The sequence below is a fragment of the Saccharibacillus sacchari genome (assembly GCF_037722395.1).
Taxonomy (GTDB): domain Bacteria; phylum Bacillota; class Bacilli; order Paenibacillales; family Paenibacillaceae; genus Saccharibacillus; species Saccharibacillus sacchari_A.
In genome coordinates this window covers 216,456-236,394 of record NZ_JBBKAR010000039.1, presented here as the reverse complement: position 1 = coordinate 236,394, position 19,939 = coordinate 216,456, and the positions used below count along the sequence as shown (strand labels likewise).

The following is a 19,939-nucleotide window of genomic DNA, read 5'->3' as shown; positions in this document are numbered from 1 at the left end:
TTTCGATACGTCTTTCTTTGTAAAGGAGGCGTCTTGATGCGAAAAACATGTTTTGCGGTCGGGATGGTTTTGGCTATTGTTTTGCTGATCGCTTGCACGCTTGACCGGACGACACCCGATCAAGCGACAAACGACAATGCTGCCAATGCTGCGCTCGATCTTCCGGATGTTGCTGCAAATGAAGTTCAAATCAGCCGTAATCTGCAAACCGGGCTTATCAATCCAAATCTTTACGGCAAATTGGAAGGAGAAGAAGCGGTAGGGCTTTTCCGCGAAGCTTATGGTACCGCGAATAAGTTCGAAGGCGAACTGGACGTAAGCAGCCCGAATTATGATGTGGTCTACCAATCGGACGGCAAGACGCAAGCTTTTCATCTCTGGCTTCCGAATTTGGGCGTGGGAGAAGGGATGCTGATGGAAGTCGCGGATACAAGAACGGCTTATATCCTGACGGCTGAGGCGACGAAAAGCCTAAAAGAAATCATCGGCGATATCCGCTACGATTCCAAGCAAGCGGCCGCTAATGGAGATATCGTTCATTTTCTGAATAAAATCGAAAACTTTGATGCCTGGGAACGTTTTATCCGATCCGTTGACGAAGGAACTCCCGATTCGGTGCATTACGTGGCGTATACGATCGAAGGCGATCCTTTATTTACGGACCTTGTTTTCGACGGGAAAAAGATTCAGTATACGCACGACACCACGCACGATAAATTCGGATTACCGGAAACCGTATTCGCGACCTGTGAAAAAGTGACCGACGAGCCGTTAAGCGCCGAGTTTGGCGGCCCCGGAACGCTTTATCGCTTGGACGGCTGCACGGATGCCGCCGGGGCTGCCGACAAGCAATTCTGGTTCCCCGTGTCCGAGGATGACCGAAAATAAAGCGTAAATCAATCGAAGATCGGGCATATTGTCCATATGGACCAAGCTGTCTTTTTCTATGCAAAAAGCGCGATTCCGAAGACGATCGGGGTCGCGCTTTGCTATGGGGATGAATCGATTATCTTTTTGTAACGTCTTCATGGAACGTCACGCGGTTTTTGCCGGCTTTTTTCGACAGATACAAGCATTCGTCCGCCGTTTGAATCACTTCGGTCACGCTGTCGTTGCGGCGCGTATAGAACGCGACCCCGATGCTGCACCCGATTGACAACTGGTTCATTTCCACGATAAACGGATTGTTGATCAGCTTCAGCACGTCTTGGGCCAGTTGTTCGGCTTCTTCGTAAGCACCGCGAAGCGGACTGCGCGTGATCAGCAAAAACTCGTCTCCGCCGAGCCGTACAGTGATGCCTCCGGCACGCGTGGCGTTATCAAGGCGCTGCGCGACTTTTTTCAACAAGACGTCGCCTACCTGGTGCCCCAGCGTGTCGTTGATCTTTTTGAAGCCGTCCAGATCCAGATACATGAAGGCTAACGTTTCCGAAGCGGAATCGAAGCTTTCCATCGTGTCCTCCAAATAGCGCTCCAACGCCATTCGGTTCGGAAGTTGCGTGAGTTGGTCGCGGAGCGCGGCATTTTCCATATGACCAAGCTCATGTTCCGTGCGCAGCAAAGAATCGAGCAAGCTACGCAAAGAACGCGCCAGGCTGCGAATATCCTGGAATCCTTTTGTTTCGGGAATCTCTGGCACGCCACCTTGACGGATTGCATCGGCCGCACGGGTCAATTTGCGTATCGGACGGGAAATGAACTCGGCGGTCAGCAGTCCGATCCCCGCGAATAATGCCGCAGCGAGCAGCGCGGCCGCGATGATATACTGCCGAATCTGGTCGACCGGAGCGAACGCTACGGACTCGAGCTGCCGAACAAGCACGGTCCAGCCGAGGCCCGGATAATCCAGATAACCGTCTCCGAACGCGTAACCCGTCAAGTAGTTTTTTCCGTCCGGCCAACGTTCGAGCACCCAGGAGTTCGATCCCTGCTGCGCGCTGCTTACGCTGCGCAGATTGATTGGACGGCCTGCCCAACCTTCCGGCCCCAAAAGCACCGTGTTATCGCTTTTGCTTACGACAAACAGCTCGAATTTTTGATCATGGTCGATCTGCGGCTTAATCAGCGTGCGTTCGACTTCTTTGGCCCATTCCCAGCTCAGATGCGCGGCCAAAACGCCGATCGTTTCTCCTTTGTCGTTTTTGACGGCATAGCTGACATCGACGAATTGCAAAGGTTCGCCGCTCGGGTTGGGAAGCAGCTTGGCGAGCAGTACCGCTTCATGCACGTCTCCGGTAAAAAATCCTTTGATGCCTTCCGCGAATACCGGCCGCTCGGCGATGTTTTTTCCGACCAGTACCCCGTCTGTCGCGGCTAACACTTCTCCTTCGGTATTCATGAAGCCGATCCACGAAAACGAAGGGAAGCTGGATTGCAACTGATCGAGCAGTACCTGAATCGCTTGCGGATTCGATGTGTCCTTGAGCGGAGCAAGTTCGGTCAGCAACTTCACTTCGCTGGCCCGCGACCACATGAAGTTATCCAGCTTGTCCGACATCTGATAAGCCGTTCCGGCCAGCGACGTTCCGATTTCCTGCCCGATCGCTTTCGCCGAACGTTGACTGATCAACGCTCCTAGCGTCGCGCTGATCAAAACCGCGAATATCACAAAAATAAGCGCCAAAAACGTCCGTATCTTGATCATGTCCAAAACCCTCCGCACCTATACCGCATCTTTTGCTAACTCTTTATCTTATATATCGTTTGCCTGTGCAAGGAACTGAATACTTTTAACCGTTTTCGCAAGAATTTTCGACAAAATAATAAATTCGAAGTCGAAAGTAACGTCTTTACAGAAACTTTTTTTTGAAATAACTGAAAACAAGCAGATTCGATTTTTCTGACTTCGCTACGCATCCTCAAAAAAAGGTTTTGTCCGAGCGAAGCTCGGGCGCGGAGGGAGAAATTTAGTGAAAGACGCCTTTGAACCCGGAAAACTACCTTATAAAATTCAATCCGTTTTCCGGGTGAGACAGCGACTTGAACAAATTTCTCCCGCAGCGCCCCGCCTTCAAACGAACAGAATGTTTTTTTGTTAACCAATTATCAGAAAAACTGATGAATGTCATAAAATGAATCGAATTGACCCCTTTTTGCCCGTGTGATACCGTCAAGAGAGCAAAAGAAATTCTGATCGAATAACTAGGAATTTAAATGATCGGCAGACAATCGAGCCCATGAATCGATAAGAAGTAAGCCGTGCGAGGTGGAAAACCATGGAATTGAACGTAACCAATAGCCCTTTTAATCAACAGCAGACTGAACTGCTCAATCAACTATTGCCTACCTTGAACGGTCATCAGCGTATCTGGTTGACCGGCTATCTGGCAGCTCAAGCCGCAGTCGGCGGGGAAGCGCAAACTCTAGGCCAAGCGATTGCTCCTGCTGCGACTCCCGTAGCTGCAATTCCGACACAACCTGCCGCGCCGCGCGAAGTCACTATTTTGTTCGGTTCGCAGACCGGCAACGGCAGCGGACTCGCCAAGAAACTAGCCAAGCGTCTGGACGAGCAGCAGGTGAAGACGGAAGTTCTGTCGATGGCGGACTTCAAGCCTGCGAATCTGAAAAAGCTCGAAAACCTGCTGATCATCGTCAGTACGCACGGGGAAGGCGATCCGCCGGATAACGCGCTGGCGTTCCATGAATTCCTGAACAGCAAACGTGCTCCGAAGCTGGAGAACCTGAATTACTCCGTGCTGGCGCTTGGCGATACTTCCTACGAATTTTTCTGCCAGACGGGCAAAGACTTCGACGGTCGTTTGGCCGAACTGGGCGCTACGCGCCTGGTTGATCGGGCCGATTGCGATGTCGATTTCGACGAGACGGCGGGCGAGTGGATGAAGGCGGTAACGGAATCGCTTAGCGCGACGCCAACGGCTGCGGCTTACGCGGCCGAATCGGCGGCTCCGCTCAGTGCCGATCCGGAGTCGGAATACTCGCGCAGCAATCCTTTCCGGGCCGAAGTGCTGGAGAACCTGAACTTGAACGGTCGGGGTTCCGCGCGGGAGACGCGCCATTTGGAACTGTCGCTCGAAGGATCGGGCTTGACCTACGAACCGGGCGACAGTCTCGGCGTGTATCCGGAGAACCACCCGCGCCTCGTGGACGAGATTATCGAAGAGATGGATTGGAACGCCGAAGATAACGTAGCCACGGGGAAAAGCGGCTCTGTCGCATTGCGGGAAGCGCTCCATCATTACTTTGAAATTACAGTGCTCACGAAACCGCTGATCGAACAGGTGGCGAAGCTGACAGGGAACGAGCAGCTGGTCAAGCTGACTTCGCCGGAATCCGTCGAAGAACTGCGCGCTTACCTCGGCGAAAACGATCTGCTGGACCTGATCCGGGACTTTAATCTCAAAGGACTGAGCGCGGCGGAACTGACAGGCCTTTTACGTAAAATTCCGGCCCGCTTGTACTCGATCGCCAGCAGTTCCAAAGCCACGCCGGACGAAGTTCATCTAACCGTACGCACCGTGCGTTATGCTTGCGGCGGGCGCGACCGTTACGGCGTCTGCTCGGTGCAGATGGCGGAACGGCTGGAGCCGGGCGACGCGCTTCCGGTGTTCGTGCAGCATAATCCGAACTTCAAGCTGCCGGAGAACCCGGACACGCCGATTATCATGATTGGACCGGGCACGGGGGTAGCGCCTTTCCGTTCCTTCCTCGCCGAACGCGAGGAGAACGATGCGCGCGGCAAAACATGGATGTTCTACGGCGATCAGCATTTTGCCACGGACTTCCTGTATCAGACCGAGTGGCAGCGTTGGATCAAGGACGGCGTGCTCACGAAGATGGATGTTGCTTTTTCCCGCGATACGGCCGAGAAAGTCTATGTCCAACACCGCATGATGGAGAAAAGCCAAGAGTTGTACGAATGGATCAATAGCGGAGCTGCGGTCTATGTCTGCGGCGACGAGAAAAATATGGCCCACGACGTACACGGAGCTTTGGAGACGATTATCGCGCAGGGCGGCGGCTTGAGTCCTGAACAGGCTTCGGAATACCTGCTTCGCATGCAGCAAGAAAAGCGTTATCAGCGCGACGTATACTGATTTCACAGCACGGACATATAGATTGGAAAAGGGCCGTTTGAACGCGAAAGGGGAAGCTTGATATGACGCAGCAAACCGAATGGAAAAAGTATCCGCCGCACGATCGGCCGCATAGCGATGTCGAGGATATTAAGCGCAACAGCGATTATTTGCGGGGCAGTCTCGTCGAGACGTTGAAAGATCCGTTGACCGGTTCGATCCCGGAAGACGATAACCGCCTGATGAAGCACCACGGCAGTTATATGCAGGACGATCGCGATTTGCGCAACGAACGCAGCAAGTCGAAGCTTGAGCCGGCGTACCAGTTCATGCTTCGCGTACGCGCCGCCGGAGGCGTGGTCACGCCCGAGCAGTGGCTGATGATGGACAGCATCTCGCATAAATACGGCAACGAAACGATCCGCCTTACGACGCGCCAATCGTTCCAGCTTCACGGCGTGCTCAAATGGAATTTAAAAAACACGATCCGCGAAGTCAACGACGCACTGCTCAGCACGCTGGCGGCTTGCGGCGACGTCAACCGGAACGTGATGTGCAATCCGAATCCGTATCAGTCCGAGGTGCATGCCGAAGTGTACGAATGGGCCGATAAAGTCAGCCGTCACCTCGATCCGCGCACGCGCGCGTATCATGAGATCTGGCTGGATGAGGAAAAGGTTGTGGATAGCCGCGAGCAAGACCCGGAGCCGATCTACGGACCGGTGTATCTGCCGCGTAAATTCAAGATCGGAATCGCCGTTCCGCCTTCCAACGACGTCGACGTGTTTTCGCAGGATTTGGGTCTGATCGCCATCCTGGAAAAAGGCAAATTGGCAGGATTCAACGTGACGGTCGGCGGAGGCATGGGGATGTCGCACGGCGATAACAAGACCTATCCGCAGCTCGGCAAGCTGATCGGCTTCATTACGCCGGAGCAATCTATTGATCTGGCGGAAAAAGTCGTGACCATTCAGCGCGACTACGGCGATCGTGCGGTGCGTAAACACGCTCGCTTCAAATACACGATTGACGATCGCGGGCTCGATTGGTTCGTGAACGAGCTGCATACCCGTCTCGGCTGGGAGCTGCAAGCAGCGCGCGATTTCAGCTTCGACCATAACGGCGACCGTTACGGCTGGATCAAGGGCAGCAACGGCAAATGGCATCAGACGCTGTTTATCCAAAACGGACGGATCGCCGATTTCGAAGACTATCCGCTTATGACAGGCTTGCGCGAAATCGCAAAGATTCACGACGGCGACTTCCGCCTGACCGCGAACCAGAATCTGATCATCGGCAACGTCAGCACTCAGAAAAAGCGCAAAATCGATGCTTTGATCAAAAAGTACAACTTGACGGACGGCGTTCATTATTCGGCTTTGCGCCGTAGCTCGATGGCGTGCGTAGCGCTTCCGACCTGCGGTCTGGCGATGGCCGAATCCGAGCGCTATCTGCCGGGACTGATTGACAAGCTGGAACCGATGCTGGAAGAAGCTGGTCTGCGCGAAAAAGAAATCGTGATCCGCATGACCGGTTGCCCGAACGGGTGCGCGCGCCCGATGTTGGCGGAGCTGGCCTTTATCGGCAAAGGGCCGGGCAAATACAATATGTATCTTGGCGGCGCGCATGACGGAGCACGCCTAAACAAGCTGTATAAAGAAAATATCGGCGAAGAAGAGATTTTGTCCTCGCTGAAGCCGATTATCGGACGCTATGCGAAAGAACGCTTGGATGGCGAGCATTTCGGCGACTTTACGGTACGTTCGGGTTATGTGCAAGCGGTCCATGACGGACGGCAGTTCCACGCATAAGCTGAATTTGAAAAGCCAAAAGACAAAAAGACGAAAACCGAGGCCGCAAGGCCCGCCGGTTTTCGTCTTTTTGCTGCGCCGCTATTTATTCGTGCTGTGGATCAAACGCGAACGCTCAACATATCGCTTGCGTTTGTCGATTGTATGTTTTCCGCTTCCGCCGTAATCTGAAAAAGCAGTCGGTGTCCGATCTTTGATCGGAACCGCGCTTATTCGATAACGGAAAGAGGTCGTCCATATGGAACAGGAACAACCGGATCGTATTTGTCCGAGTAATGCAAATAAAACCTTCCGCGGTTGATCCCGACTTTTTCCACGATTTGACGAATGGTTACTTTGTCGAAGCCGCACTCCGCGACCAGTTCGATAAACGTTTCCCGAATAAGAGACCGAGTCCGTTCATTCATTTTTTGATGGATAGAAGGCATGATCAGGCTCCTTTGAACATTAGCTGTCTTCGGAAAACAAGCGATCGAAAAAGCTTTTGATCCGAACATTCTTTTAGCCGGTGTCATGCTTTAAATTTGGGGTAATGGAAAAATAAAGGGGCTTTTTAACTCGCTGACGCGCTCCAGAGGTGTTCATTACGGTCGCGTGTTGAAATGAGGAAGCCGGATTCAATGTTAAAAAGAAGCTTCCTCATTTCAAAGGCGAACGCTATCGCTCCTGCATGCACACCTCTTCCGCTTGCTTCGAAGTTTATCCAAGCCTGAATACGTAGGTCAAAAGAAAATCCCCGAAAAGTGTTTGCTTGCTTTTTCGTTGGGTTATATAGTACACAGGTTGACTTCTTGTATATACAGGCGTACAATCGGTTTCGACACTAACTTGTATATACATGAAGGGTATAGAGCGTTGAGCACGTTTGGATTGAAACCTGAATGGGCTTGACGCAACGAGGCTGCGGGCATATTTTTCCGTGAGCGGACTTTCGAAAAGTCTGCGGCCTCCGGTTATACCCGAAGGAGGTACGCAGATGACAACGAACAAGTCGAACGACCGGGCGGAATGGTGGCGCAGATCGGTGGTGTATCAGGTCTACCCGCGCAGTTTCAACGATACGACAGGCAGTGGGGTCGGCGATATTCGCGGGTTGACGAAGAAGCTCGACTATCTCAAGGATCTCGGCACGGACATTGTCTGGTTGCAGCCGGTCTACAACTCGCCGCAGAACGACAACGGGTACGACGTGGCGGATTATCGTTCGATAGATCCGATGTACGGAACGATGGAGGACTTCGACGAATTGATGGCCGGATTGAAAGCGCGGGATATGCACCTGATGCTGGATATCGTGGTCAACCATTCATCGACGGAGCATGTCTGGTTCCAGGAATCGCGCAAATCGAAGGATAATCCGTACCGGGACTATTACATCTGGCGCGACCCGGCTCCGGACGGCGGCGTACCGAACAACTGGCAGTCCAAGTTCGGCGGCTCGGCTTGGGTGTACGATGAAGTGACGGGGCAATATTTCCTGGCACTGTTCGACAAAACGCAGGCCGATCTGAATTGGGAAAACGAGACGGTACGGCGGGAAGCGGCGGATCTGATGCGTTTTTGGGCGGATAAAGGCGTTGACGGGTTCCGTATGGACGTGATCAACCTCATTTCCAAAGACCAGGATTTCCCGGACGACGACGGCTCCATCATGACGGGAGACGGACGGCGGTATTACACGGACGGACCGAGGGTGCACGAATACATCAAAGAGTTATATGAGCAAGTATACGGTCCGTACGATCTGGTTACCGTCGGCGAGATGTCGTCCACGACGCTTCAACACTGCATTCGGTATTCCAACCCGGAGGAACGCGAGTTTTCGATGACGTTCAATTTCCATCATCTGAAGGTCGATTATCCGCAGGGGAAAAAGTGGGAGCTGATGCCTTACGATTTCGAAGCGTTGAAAGGACTGCTGTCTTCGTGGCAGATCGGGATGCAAGAAGGCGGCGGTTGGAACGCGTTGTTCTGGAACAATCACGATCAGCCGCGCGCGTTGTCCCGTTTTGCCGACGACGGACGCTGCCGCGTCGCGAGCGCCAAGATGCTGGCAACGACGCTGCACGGACTGCAAGGCACGCCGTACGTGTTCCAGGGCGAAGAGATCGGGATGCCGAATCCGAACTGGAACGATATCTCGGAATTCCGCGATATCGAGTCGACCAATATGTACCGGATCATGGTCGAGATGGGCAAGACGCCGGAAGAAGCGTTCGAGATCATTGCCAAGCGTTCGCGCGACAATGCCCGTACGCCGATGCAGTGGAACTACGGTCCCCAGGCCGGATTCACCGACGGCACGCCGTGGATCAAGGTGGACGAGCGTTATCCCGAGATCAACGTCAAAATGCAGCGGGACGATCCTGAATCGGTGTTCAGCCATTACAAGAACCTGATTGCGCTGCGTAAAAAGGAAAACGTGCTGACCGACGGACGTTATGTTCGGTTGGACGAAGAGCATCCGCAGGTGTTTGCTTATGCGCGCACGAACGATGCGGATACGTTGATCGTTGTCTCGAACTTTTCGTCCGAAGAAGCGACCTTCACGCTGCCGAAAGATTATGCCGCGCTCGGCCATTCGCAGCTTGAACTGTTGTCCGGCAATAGACCGGAAGCGCCGACCTGGAGCGAACGGCTGGAGCTGGAACCGTACGCATCGTTTATGTGGATCATCCGGGGGTAAATCCCCCGGCATTTCATAACAAAGAATGGGGTTGAAGGAATGTCGGTAAAAAGAGAAGATGTCGAGAAGATCGTCCAAGCCATAGGCGGCAAAGACAATATCGAAGTCGCGACGCACTGCGTCACCCGGCTGCGCTTCTCGCTCGTAGATGAAAGCAAGGTCGACAAGCAGGCGCTGGACGATAATGAGCTGGCAAAAGGCTACTTTTCCACGCAAGGCCAGTTCCAGGTCATTATCGGCCCGGGCATCGTCGACAAAGCGTATGACGAATTGATAGCGATTACCGGAGGCCAACGCGCCACCAAAGACGACGTGAAATCGGCGGCGATCAAGCATAAGAGTCCGGTGCAGCAGTTTATCAAAACGCTGTCCGATATCTTTATCCCGCTGCTGCCCGCGCTCGTTACGGCAGGCTTGCTGCTCGGCATCAATAACCTGCTTACAGGCAAAGACATTTTCTTCGAGGCAAAATCGCTGGTTGAAGTATATCCCCAATGGGCCGACTTCGCCGCGATCGTGAATACGATTGCAAGCACGGCGTTCACTTTCCTGCCGGCGCTTGTCGGTTGGTCGGCAGCCACGAGGTTCGGCGGCAGTCCGCTGCTCGGCGTCGTGCTCGGTTTGATCCTGGTCAATCCGGGTCTGATGAGCGCTTACGATTATGCGGCGGCTCTGAATGAAGGAACGGTACCTACCTGGAACCTGTTCGGTCTGCATATCAATGCGGTCGGCTATCAAGGACAGGTGCTGCCGATGCTCGTTGCAGCCTACGTACTGGTTGTTATCGAAAAGTGGCTGAACCGCAAAGTACCGGATTCGCTCAAGCTTCTCGTTGTCGCTCCGGTAGCGTTGCTCGTAACGGGCTTCCTGGCCTTCGTCGTCATTGGTCCGGTTACATTTACGCTCGGCAACTGGCTGACAGAAGGCGTAGTATGGCTGTTCGATACAGTACCTTGGCTCGGCGGTCTGCTCTATGGCGGTCTGTATGCGCCTCTTGTTATTACGGGGATGCACCATACGTTCCTCGCGGTCGACTTGCAACTGATTAACTCGACCGGCGGCACATTCCTCTGGCCGATGCTGGCTTTGTCCAATATCGCGCAAGGCGCAGCCGCATTGGCTATGATGTTCGTTATCCGCTCGCAAAAAATGAAAAGTTTGTCGGCTACGACTTCGGTGACCGCATTCCTGGGTGTTACGGAACCTGCCGTATTCGGGGTTAACGTGCGCTTCAAGTACCCGTTATTCATGGGTATGATCGGTTCCGCGATTGGCGGCGTGCTGCTGACGATGAACGATGTTCGTGCATTCGCAGTCGGCGTCGGCGGTCTTCCTGGCTTCCTGGCAATCAATGTAGGCGACTGGGGCGTCTTCTTTACCGGCATGGCGATCGCGCTGGTCCTTCCGTTCGTAGGCACGTTCGTATACGGCAAGATCGTGACCCGCAAACAAGCCGCTGCCGGTGAGCCTATCGACGAAGAAGATTTGGCGGAACGCGACGTGAAAAAGGTCGAAAACGCGCAAAGCCCGATTCCGAATACCGGAAACCAAGTGGTCTCGCATACCGCTTCCGCGAAAACCGACGCTCCTCTTGCAGCGGCGGCTCCGGCAAGCGCGGACGCGGTCAACGTGCTCGATCTGGCGTCTCCGATTCAAGGCAAAGCCGTGCCGCTGGAAAACGTGCCTGACCCTGCTTTTGCCGAAAAACAAATGGGCGAAGGCATCGCGATCGAACCGGCCGAAGGACGCGTGGTTGCGCCGTTCGACGGCACCGTAGCCCATGTGATCGACAAAAGCAAACACGCGGTGATTTTGGAACATGCCACCGGCGTACAAGTGTTGATCCATGTCGGCATCGACACGGTGGGTCTGAAAGGCAACGGCTTCACGGCTCATGTCGCGACAGGCGATGTGGTCAAAGAAGGTCAACTGCTGCTGGAATTCGATCAGGAAATCATCAAAGCCGGCGGTTATGCCACGATCTCGCCGATCATCATTCCGGCAGGACAGGATATCGTCGAAAGCGTCGAAGAACTTACCGGCGACGCGACCGAAGGACAAACGCCGGTCATTCGCGTCCATCTGAGCAGCGCGGGCGTCTGACTTCGTTAACCTTTATGGAATCATCGGATACGGCGTGCGGGCCATGCGAAGTTCGCGGCACGCGCGCCGTATCGGCATAACGGGAAAACATGACAAACTTCTTTGCTTTTTCACAAAATCCCCCGTAAAATGGGTCACGGTGATTAACGATGAACAAAAACATTTTCTCGCAAATTTATAGTGATTATACGCAGCGGATCGAGAGCGGCCTGCTCAAAACGGGCATCAAGCTGCCTTCGGAAAACGAGATTGCCGAAGAGTACGGAACATCGAGAGAAACGGTGCGCAAAGCGCTTCATTTGCTGTCGCAAAACGGCTATATCCACAAGATTCGCGGCAAAGGCTCCTACGTGCTCGATATCAACCGGATGGAGTTTCCGATCTCCGGGTTGGTCAGTTTCAAAGAATTGTCCGAACGTCTCGGCCGCTCCGCGCGTACGTTGGTGAGCGAGACGGTACGCATTCCTTGTCCGCAGAACGTGGCGCGCCAACTCCAGGTCGCCGAAGGCGAACCGGTGTGGAAAGTCGTTCGGGCGCGGGAGATCGAAGGGGAAAAAGTCATTCTGGACAAAGATTATTTTCTTGCTTCGGTGATTCCTTCGTTAACGGAGCAGATTGCCGCCGATTCGATCTATGCGTATCTGGAAGGCGAATTGTCGCTCAAGATCGCGTATGCGAAAAAAGAAATTTCGGTGGAAAAGGTGTCTGCGGAAGACAAGCGGTTGCTACATCTGGGGCGCGATACGCATATCGTCGTGGTGCGCAACTATGTGCATCTGGAAGACACCACGCTGTTCCAGTACACGGAGTCCCGGCATCGTCTGGACAAGTTTCAGTTTGTGGATTTTGCCCGTCGCGCGGTAGCAGAGGATTAATGGATGAAGGTATGGAAAAAAGCCTTTTCGTCCGGAAACGGATGAGAACTATGGTACAGTCTTCATTAGCAAATCTCCGTCCGCATCTTTTCAGAATTCACGCAGTATCAGATACGGTTTCTAGCAAATTCCGAACTTTTCGGATGTGGAGCGGGAGATGAACCCGTTAACAGGAACGCTGTTCGACTTTACATCCGGAGCGCGGATAATTTTACGGGCTTGTGGATCGAAGTTGAGTAGCAGATATGAAAAAAGAAAGAAGAAAGAAGCCCCGATCTTTCGCATGACGCGAAGATCAGGGCTTCTTTGGAGCGTTGCTTTATTCAGCTTCAAGTTCCTCGATCGCGTCTTTCAACTTCGGAAACACGTCCAGCGCGTTTTGATAAAACACATGATGCCAGTATTTTTCCGGAATCAGATGCTTTATGAAGCGAATATACGAATCGATCGGGATCAGCGGCCAATCGGTTCCGAACACGAGACGGTCATATCGTTCGGCGAACACGATCGCGCGTTTGAAATGATCGACGTAAGTCTGTTCGGTCAGCAGGCGGGTGATTTTGTTGTCGTCGCCCACGATCCAACCGGACAGATCCGCGTATAGGTTCGGATTCTTTTCCAACATTGCCGCCGTATCCATTACCCAGGGATCGCCGAGGTGGCAGATCATGAAAGTGATATCGCGGTGCGCGAGCAAAGCTTCTTCCATCGACAGGGGATGCGAGTATTTCAGCAGTCCGCGGTCGGAGTAGGTCAGACCGCCATGAATGACAATCGGCAGCTTATACTTGGAAGCCAGGGCATAGACCGGATCATAAATCGGGTCGTTCACGGCAAAATGGTAATATCCCGCGTACAGCTTGATGCCGACCGTTTTGGGATGTTGAAGAGCTTTTTCCAACGCCTCCAATTGACCCGGTTCATGCAGCGTGTGCGGATTGATGCCTGCGCATTCGAATACGGTCTTGGGCAGCGTGTCGAGCGTGCCGCCGCCCAGATCGAGTCCCATCGGATTCGCTGCGGCGTTGTCGGGGAATCCGCCGGGCGCTGTCTCGGTTACGCCCATGCCGACCGCAGCGATCACGCCGGCCCGACGGAATTCTTCCGCCAATCCTTCCGGTGTATAGCTGAGCAACGAGACTTCGTTAGCCGTTTGATGAAAGCTTTCGATCTCGGAGTAGTGAATATGGGCATCGATGATTTTCATGCTTGTGGGTCCCCCTTTTCAAAGCGAATGCGGCGCAGGTTCGCTAATTCGTTATCCTGCGGATCAAGATCGGTCAAGACGTAGAAATAAGGACGGGTAAAGCTGACGCTTCCGTCGCGCCCGTCGAACTTGTCGTTGTACATAATGCCGGACAGCTCGTTAACCAGAATGGCATACTGCTGCAACGGTTCTTCTTCGCCCGGAATGACGAGCAGCTTTTCTTTGCGTTCATCGGAAGAAAGACGCAATACGCCGTCGAACTCCAGATCGGTATCGTAACGTCCTGTTTTATACACGATCCGGTCTCCGCGGGTGTCCGATACCTCGAATCTTCCGTCGCGCAGATCGGCCGAGCTGGAATAGTAAGCGCCTTTTTGCATCGCGGCATGCTCGATCGGTTTGCCGGAAAATTGCTCGATCTTCGTGACGTAGGCCATGACCGGCGACCCTGGGCGGAGCAGGAAGTATTGATGGTAACGCATGCCTTTAAGGGCTTCGTTCTGCTTGATATTGACGGACACGCGAATGCCCGACCATGTATTGCCCAGGCTGTCTTTTACCTCGTCAAATTCGGCCGTGATCTCTTCTTCCAGCAGCGAACGAAGCGTGATGCCGGACGGAGAACTCGCGACCCCGCCGAACCACGGATTCCAGAACGATTTTGGACCCGCCTGAGGGAAGGAAGAATGCAGCCATTCCCGGCCGTGATAATTCAGCGAGTGCAGGGCGGGACCGAATGCTGGAGAAACGCGAAGCGTCAGAACACCGTTGGTCATTTCATAAGTATCAAGACCTTCTACGGTCAGTCGCTGGCTGCGAATGGCTTCGCTGTCCGCTGTCGGAGCAGGGAATACAAGCTGTTTGCGACGGAACGAGAAGGCGTCCATATCGAAATGCAACGTAACGATGTCGCTTTCGACCCGTTTATCCAATCGGAGCGGCTCCGTGACTTCACGCAATTCAAGCGCTGGATCAGCGGTCAAACGGGACGGCGCAATCGAGCCCAGATCGGAGGAAAGCGCAAGCGTACCGTTCAAGCTGACATCTTTGCGCTCGATCAGCTTGGCTTCGAATCGTTCCGGCAAGAATGGATTCTGGCCGTTCAATGAAGCGGTAAGATGATCCGTCGTTTGCGAAGGTCCATGTTCCCTGCGATGTTCAGCGGATAACGGCCACGGATGATGCGGCGACAGCGTGCTTTGACCTAAAGCGTAGGCACGCAGTTCTTTCCAGTCATCGAAGGTTCCGACGAAGAGCTGAAGAGGAGCGGTAGATATGGATTCGCCAGCCGCAAGCGGGCCGATCGAATGCTCGAACGCGTAACGCCAACCGTTTCGTACGGGCTGGAGTTCCTTCGGCCATACGACGCCACAGGCCGCGCTCGGCCAGCGGAAGAACATCCAGTTTTCCGTCAGCTTTTCCGGTTTCCAATAGTCCCGATGAATCGCGTCCGCGCCGGTGCCCAAATCCACGAAGGTTCCGTCGTAAGGCAATACGGCTTGCAGGAACGAGAGTGGAAGTGCCAGCTTGAGTTTTGTATCATTCTCCAGAACGTCTCCTTCAACTCGAAGCACGCGATGGAAAAGCTTCAACGATCCGTTCGGCGAAAGTTCGGCAACGACGGTCAGGCGAATGCCGTCGGGTTCCTGCCAATCATAGTCTGCTTCCAATATAACATCGAGTCCGCGCTGCTCAAATCGGACTTCTGCCGGTTTGCGTTCGATAAAGCGATCGCTAAACGGGGGACCCAGCTTCGGAAGACCGAACGAGAACGGGGCATGTTTTTGGCCGGCGATCCGAAGGTCCAATTCGTTATCCGATTTGTCCAAATGCAAGGTTGCCGAACCGTTGCCCGCGATCCACTCTTGAGAAGTTTCGCCCCGGAACGTACCGGAAGGCGTAACGAAGTGGGCTTGAAGTTCTCCGTGCACCGTAAACGTCTCGTTTTTGGAAGTAACCGCGATCTCTACATTCGGCGCTGCAACCCCCGCCTGCTGCACATGGGCTTGCACGCTGGCCGAAGTCCGACCTTCAGCAGGCAGGCTAAGCGTGAGCGTCGAAGGCAGGAAAGCTACAGTCTCGGATTCCGGCAGTATGACTTCGATTTCGACATCTTCGGCGAACCGACTTTCGAAGCCGATTTGCACTTCGCTTTCGCTGCCCGGATGGAACAGGGTGTCCGTCTGGACCGTCGTGAGCTTGATCGGGAAAACGGGAGCTACGCCGGTCTTGAAAGAAGCCTTTTTCCCATTGATGGAAAGTTCGGCTTCGACGCCGGGATGCGTGCGCCAGGCGCTGGGTTCGTCCGATGTTTCGACCAGTTCGAATGTTCCTGTAATTTTTCGAACACTTCCTGCTTCATTCAAACTAACGTGCTCATCCAGAGCGAAAAGGACGTCTTTTCCGTTTTTTCCTGTGATGCTTATATCCAGCGGAGCACCGCTTTTGTTCGTGATTACATACGACACCGGGTAGCTGCGTCCGAACGGGAGCCGATGACGCTCGATCACGGCTTCGATCGCATAGTCGTCGTTTTCAATCTTGCGCAGCCCGCGTCCGGTCCGTTCGAATTGCATCGTCAGCGAGCGGCCGTCTTTTTCCCAGTGATAGGTAAGAAAATCGAAGCCGTTCTCTTTGTCGCCGTCAGGACGCAGGGACAGATCACGCTTGCCGTCCGCGTACCAGTCAGCCGATGCGAAAAAGTCTGCGACTGCTTCCGTAGCCAATACGCTGGGAATAAAGTTTATCAGATGCGTCGTATCTTCGCGTTTTTCCCAGAAAAATCCGCACTTTTTATAAGCCGGAACCGCCTTGATGTTGCCCGCCCAAGTGTACAGGTCCAGGCGCGGCCATCCCATCTCGATCGTGCGGCGTACGGCGTTGAGAATCAGCATTTTGCCAACCTTGTGCCCATGATAATCCGGTCTTACGTTGAGCAGCGGAATATACATGGCGCCTTCGTCTTCCTGGTAATACGAGAAGCTGCAAAAGCCGACGACCGTGTCGCCGTCGAGCGCCAGGAACGTCTGGAGATCGGTACTGCGGGCCCGTTTTTCGAGCATCTCTTCTTCGGTATGTACGTAAGCGTCTCCACCCCAGCTCTCGCTGCTGAGGTTCCACATCTCGGCGAGCGAAGCCGCGTGTTCGGGCTTGTATTCGGCGATATGGATACGTGGCGTATTGAGGGTATTCATGTCTTGCCTCCCTTGCCTGACTGACATCGGGCATAAATTGATTAAACAACTTAATTATAAGCGGAAAATGGATCGGATTCCAGAAAAGCCCGTTTTGTTTTGCGGAAAACAAAATGAAGGAGATATTTTTGCCATAAATATGCGATTTGTGTGACTTCTAATAGAAAGCGTTTACAGGTCGAAAGCCGAGGAGTAAAATAAAGGTATATAGCATTCATCTTAACGACAGAAAGAGGGAGACAAGATGAAGGTACGCGACTTTATGATCAAGGATGTTCTTACGGTGAATCAGAACGCTCTGCTGTCCGAAGTGCTGCAACTTTTTGTAGCCAAACGGATCAACGGCGCACCTGTAGTGGATGCAGACGGGAAACTTACGGGGATGGTCAGCGACGGGGATATTTTGCGTTATATCAATCCGAGCAGGCAGACGGTCTATGATATGTTCAGCTATGTGTTCGTGAGCCCGCCGGAAGAGTTGGCCGAAGCGTTGTCGTACAAGGTCGAGACGGCGGCGAAAAAGATCATGAAGAAGAATGTGCAGTCCGTGTCCCCCGAGCAGGATCTGGAGGAGGCGTTAGGCATTCTGGCGAAGCATCACTTCAAAAAGCTCCCTGTCGTCAATGAGAAAAAAGAAGTGGTCGGCGTGATCAGCCGCGGCGACTTGCTCAAGCAGATTGCCGGACGGCTGAATGAACTCAATACGAATACGGTTAGCCGTTAAACTCAATCCGTTCCTTATACCCGTTTTGGTCTGCCCAATCAGGGCGCAAGGCCGAAACGGGTTTTAGTGTTTACGTGGATTTTACACAGGGTTGACGCTTGCTTGGTATCCAAGTGGTACGATAGGCGCATAGAGATGCTCGAATTCCAACTTCAGCCTCGATTCCTAAGATATAAGGTGAACGAACATGAAACTTCCGCTATTCATGCCTGGGATGGCCGCGGCCTGGGGAGATCTTTTGGACAGCATTCATTCCTCGGCTCGGGCATATGGAAGATCCAGAGAGCTGCACCGGATTGTTCAGGGCCGGAAGCTGTCTACGTTTTTCCAGCCTATTCTGAACTTGCAGACCGGAGAATGCCTCGGTTACGAAGTGTTGAATCGTCCGCCCGTCTCCGATCACTTTCCGAATACGGAGAAGTTCTACGATTACATCGGGCAAACGAACCGGGTATTTGCATTTGAACGCTACTGTCGCGAGACGTCGTTTGAACGTTTTGAAGCCGCGAGAAGACGGGGCGGGCTGCCAGGGGATATTCCGAAGGATGTCGTTTTTATCAATGTGCATCCGCTCGTGCTGACCGATTCGGCTTACCGCAGCGGAGAGACTGTCCGATTGTTGAAAAGATACGGTCTACCGCCGGAACGCGTAGTCTTCGAACTGACGGAAAAGCAAGCCGTGACGGATTATGCAGAATTTGAACGCGTGCTGTCGCACTACCGTGCCCAGGGCTTCCGAATCGCTGTAGACGATGCCGGATCAGGCTATAGCAGTCTGAAAGCCATCATTAATTTGAAGCCGGAATTCATCAAGCTCGACAAGTCTTTGATTCGGGATCTGCATGAACATGAAGACCGAAGGCGCATGGTGAAGCTGCTCCAGGAATTCGCTCAAGGCTCGGGAACGTCGATTATTGCCGAAGGGATCGAAAGCCGGGCGGAGGCCGAATTTTTGCGAGCGGAAGGCATTGAGTACGGACAAGGCTATGCACTCGGCCGCCCTGATCCCGAGCTGAAGCCAGCCCTTTTTCCGGAAGAAGAACAAGCCGCCATTTGGACCGAACCAGGTAAAAAGCAAGTTGCTAAAGCGGATATCAAACCCAGAAGCCGCTTCGCCTGAAGCTGCTTTTGGGTCGTTTTGCTGAATAAAGAAAAGAGAGGAGGCGCAGCGGTTGCTTACAAAAATCGGAGAGATTGCGGAGGCGATTCCGGTCGTCGACGCACGCACCAAGTGCGAAGCGGTAGATGACTTATTCAAACAAAACCCAAAGCTCGAAGGCTTGGCGATCGCTTGCGAGGACGGGACGACGGCGTTGATGATGCGGGTCCAGTTCTATCAGCAAATCGGTACAAGGTACGGATTCACCCTATTTATGAATCGCCCGGTCGGCGTCATGTCGAACTCTCGTCCGCTACTGGTAGACGAAGCCGAATCGATTACCGACGTCAGTATCCAAGCGATGAACCGGCCGGAGCAAGAACTCTACGATCTCGTGCTCGTCAGCGGCGGAGGCCGCTTGCGCGGCGCGGTGAGCGTACGGCACTTGCTGCTCTCCGTCGCCGATGTCCGCACTCAAATCGCGACCTTTATGAACCCGTTGACCGGATTGCCCGGCAACCGCATCATCGAAGATCGCCTGAACCAGACACTCGGCTTGGAAAAGTTCAGCGTGCTCTATATCGATCTCGACCAATTCAAATCCTATAACGACGGTTACGGCTTCAAGCAAGGCGATTTGCTTCTTCAAGCCACAGCGAACATACTGAGCGATATCTTCGGTCAACAAGACGGCTTTTTCGGCCATATCGGCGGAGACGACTACGTAGCAATCCTACACAACCACGACTACGAAGAAGCGTGCAGCCGCGCCGTCGACGAATTCGAAAAGTTGAAACGTGACTTCTACCGCAGCGAAGACCTGATACGCGGTTCCATCACCGGCGAAAACCGCTTCGGAAGCCGCGGCCTTATCCCTCTCGTCTCTCTCTCCATCGCAGTCGTCACCAACCGGAGCCGCCGCTACGACACCATCGACGAAGTCGTCGAAGAATCCGCCCGTATCAAAAAACGCTGCAAATCCGTCCAAGGCAGCATCGTCTTCGCCGACGGACAGACCGCAGCCCAAATCGGCAGATAGAACTCTGATCTTGTCCAGGCGTTTGGACAAATTTCCGCCGCAATGCCACCTTAGACAACCCTATCATCCGCCTCAGCCGCCTGTAACCATGGAGCGGCTTTTTGTCATTCCCTTTGTTTTCTTTAGAATTTCTTTCGTTTTTCGCCCGGCGTTCATTAAGAAGCCGCA

General features: G+C 53.5%; 13 protein-coding genes. 9 read left to right on the top strand and 4 right to left on the bottom strand.

The annotated features are described in order from the left end of the window. Positions 1 to 36 precede the first annotated feature (36 nt). The gene (locus tag WKI47_RS15490; RefSeq protein ID WP_340228057.1) at positions 37 to 888 is read left to right on the top strand and encodes a DUF4362 domain-containing protein; all 852 of its coding nucleotides are present in this window, start codon (positions 37 to 39) and stop codon (positions 886 to 888) included. A 118-nt stretch (positions 889 to 1,006) separates the two neighbouring features. Here the strand turns inward: WKI47_RS15490 and WKI47_RS15485 are convergent, their stop codons facing one another. Continuing rightward, entirely contained in the window at positions 1,007 to 2,644 is a 1,638-nt protein-coding gene (locus WKI47_RS15485) for a sensor domain-containing diguanylate cyclase (protein WP_340228056.1), read from the bottom strand. Between the two features lie 571 nt (positions 2,645 to 3,215). On the opposite strand from WKI47_RS15485, the gene WKI47_RS15480 reads away from it, so the two are divergent. After that, complete coding sequence (locus WKI47_RS15480; protein ID WP_340228055.1) at positions 3,216 to 5,054, top strand: assimilatory sulfite reductase (NADPH) flavoprotein subunit; 1,839 nt, start codon at positions 3,216 to 3,218, stop codon at positions 5,052 to 5,054. Between the two features lie 62 nt (positions 5,055 to 5,116). Next, the gene (gene cysI / locus WKI47_RS15475; RefSeq protein ID WP_340228054.1) at positions 5,117 to 6,844 is read left to right on the top strand and encodes an assimilatory sulfite reductase (NADPH) hemoprotein subunit; all 1,728 of its coding nucleotides are present in this window, start codon (positions 5,117 to 5,119) and stop codon (positions 6,842 to 6,844) included. A 209-nt stretch (positions 6,845 to 7,053) separates the two neighbouring features. On the opposite strand, the gene WKI47_RS15470 is transcribed toward cysI, so the two are convergent. Continuing rightward, a complete protein-coding gene (locus WKI47_RS15470; protein ID WP_340228053.1) occupies positions 7,054 to 7,272 on the bottom strand; it encodes a TetR/AcrR family transcriptional regulator in 219 nt (72 codons plus the stop codon). Between the two features lie 548 nt (positions 7,273 to 7,820). Here WKI47_RS15470 and treC point away from each other — a divergent pair. The 3 genes from treC (at position 7,821) to treR (ending at position 12,508) form a co-directional block, all read left to right on the top strand. Beyond that, positions 7,821 to 9,530, top strand: coding sequence for an alpha,alpha-phosphotrehalase (gene treC / locus WKI47_RS15465; protein ID WP_340228052.1), 1,710 nt, complete (start codon positions 7,821 to 7,823; stop codon positions 9,528 to 9,530). Positions 9,531 to 9,569: 39 nt separating this feature from the next. Next, entirely contained in the window at positions 9,570 to 11,633 is a 2,064-nt protein-coding gene (treP, locus tag WKI47_RS15460; RefSeq protein WP_340228051.1) for a PTS system trehalose-specific EIIBC component, read from the top strand. A gap of 149 nt (positions 11,634 to 11,782) precedes the next feature. Then, positions 11,783 to 12,508 (top strand): trehalose operon repressor, encoded by a 726-nt coding sequence (gene treR / locus WKI47_RS15455; RefSeq protein WP_340228050.1) that lies wholly within the window; start codon positions 11,783 to 11,785, stop codon positions 12,506 to 12,508. A gap of 319 nt (positions 12,509 to 12,827) precedes the next feature. Here the strand turns inward: treR and WKI47_RS15450 are convergent, their stop codons facing one another. Both WKI47_RS15450 and WKI47_RS15445 read right to left on the bottom strand, forming a co-directional pair. Further along, positions 12,828 to 13,715 carry an amidohydrolase family protein gene (locus WKI47_RS15450; RefSeq protein ID WP_340228049.1) on the bottom strand — a complete coding sequence of 296 codons (888 nt, stop codon included), beginning with the start codon at positions 13,713 to 13,715 and terminating at the stop codon, positions 12,828 to 12,830. Then, positions 13,712 to 16,936 carry a GNAT family N-acetyltransferase gene (locus WKI47_RS15445; RefSeq protein ID WP_340228048.1) on the bottom strand — a complete coding sequence of 1,075 codons (3,225 nt, stop codon included), beginning with the start codon at positions 16,934 to 16,936 and terminating at the stop codon, positions 13,712 to 13,714. The genes WKI47_RS15450 and WKI47_RS15445 overlap by 4 nt, the downstream gene beginning before the upstream one ends. A 217-nt stretch (positions 16,937 to 17,153) precedes the next feature. On the opposite strand from WKI47_RS15445, the gene WKI47_RS15440 reads away from it, so the two are divergent. The 3 genes from WKI47_RS15440 to WKI47_RS15430 all read left to right on the top strand — a co-directional run bounded on the left by WKI47_RS15440 (position 17,154) and on the right by WKI47_RS15430 (position 19,771). Beyond that, positions 17,154 to 17,633, top strand: a complete 480-nt coding sequence (locus tag WKI47_RS15440; RefSeq protein WP_340228047.1) for a CBS domain-containing protein — start codon at positions 17,154 to 17,156, stop codon at positions 17,631 to 17,633. A gap of 187 nt (positions 17,634 to 17,820) precedes the next feature. Then, positions 17,821 to 18,753, top strand: coding sequence for an EAL domain-containing protein (locus tag WKI47_RS15435; protein WP_340228046.1), 933 nt, complete (start codon positions 17,821 to 17,823; stop codon positions 18,751 to 18,753). Between the two features lie 52 nt (positions 18,754 to 18,805). Next, a complete protein-coding gene (locus WKI47_RS15430) occupies positions 18,806 to 19,771 on the top strand; it encodes a GGDEF domain-containing protein (RefSeq protein WP_340228045.1) in 966 nt (321 codons plus the stop codon). Positions 19,772 to 19,939: the final 168 nt, after the last annotated feature.

Bases quoted from the DNA above. Each gene is read 5' to 3' on its own strand.
- WKI47_RS15485 (WP_340228056.1), bottom strand. From the start codon at position 2,644: ATGATCAAGATACGGACGTTTTTGGCGCTTATTTTTGTGATATTCGCG.
- treP (WP_340228051.1), top strand. From the start codon at position 9,570: ATGTCGGTAAAAAGAGAAGATGTCGAGAAGATCGTCCAAGCCATAGGC.
- cysI (WP_340228054.1), top strand. From the start codon at position 5,117: ATGACGCAGCAAACCGAATGGAAAAAGTATCCGCCGCACGATCGGCCG.
- WKI47_RS15435 (WP_340228046.1), top strand. From the start codon at position 17,821: ATGAAACTTCCGCTATTCATGCCTGGGATGGCCGCGGCCTGGGGAGAT.
- WKI47_RS15490 (WP_340228057.1), top strand. From the start codon at position 37: ATGCGAAAAACATGTTTTGCGGTCGGGATGGTTTTGGCTATTGTTTTG.
- WKI47_RS15480 (WP_340228055.1), top strand. From the start codon at position 3,216: ATGGAATTGAACGTAACCAATAGCCCTTTTAATCAACAGCAGACTGAA.
- treC (WP_340228052.1), top strand. From the start codon at position 7,821: ATGACAACGAACAAGTCGAACGACCGGGCGGAATGGTGGCGCAGATCG.
- WKI47_RS15440 (WP_340228047.1), top strand. From the start codon at position 17,154: ATGAAGGTACGCGACTTTATGATCAAGGATGTTCTTACGGTGAATCAG.
- WKI47_RS15450 (WP_340228049.1), bottom strand. From the start codon at position 13,715: ATGAAAATCATCGATGCCCATATTCACTACTCCGAGATCGAAAGCTTT.
- treR (WP_340228050.1), top strand. From the start codon at position 11,783: ATGAACAAAAACATTTTCTCGCAAATTTATAGTGATTATACGCAGCGG.
- WKI47_RS15445 (WP_340228048.1), bottom strand. From the start codon at position 16,936: ATGTCAGTCAGGCAAGGGAGGCAAGACATGAATACCCTCAATACGCCA.
- WKI47_RS15470 (WP_340228053.1), bottom strand. From the start codon at position 7,272: ATGCCTTCTATCCATCAAAAAATGAATGAACGGACTCGGTCTCTTATT.